General features: G+C 39.3%; 1 protein-coding gene. It reads left to right on the top strand.

The annotated features are described in order from the left end of the window. Positions 1-326 (top strand): FMN-binding negative transcriptional regulator (locus SB717_RS34555; protein ID WP_410907370.1); only part of this gene is annotated, 326 nt, incomplete at both ends.

The following is a 326-nucleotide window of genomic DNA, read 5'->3' as shown; positions in this document are numbered from 1 at the left end:
AATCATGATGAGGCAGTTCAAATTATGAAGTCTAACTCGTTTGCTTTATTGATTACTGTTAATGAACATCGTCCCTTAGCTACGCATATCCCCTTGGAAATTCGGGAAGATGAAGGGAAAATCTATGCAACTGGGCACATTGCATATGGAAACATGCAGAAAAAAACTTTAGACAATAATAGCGATGTGTTACTCATTTTTCAAGGACCTCACGCTTACATTTCATCTAGTTGGTATCAAGATGAAGAGGTTCCTACATGGGACTATCTAGCTGTCCATGCTTATGGAACAGCACGTATAATCTCTGGAGATGAGCTGAAATCGTC

The sequence above is a fragment of the Priestia sp. SIMBA_032 genome (assembly GCF_046535215.1).
In the GTDB taxonomy this organism is placed as follows: domain Bacteria; phylum Bacillota; class Bacilli; order Bacillales; family Bacillaceae_H; genus Priestia; species Priestia aryabhattai.
Note: the sequence above shows the minus strand (reverse complement) of the source record. Positions and strands in the feature narration are given on the sequence as shown.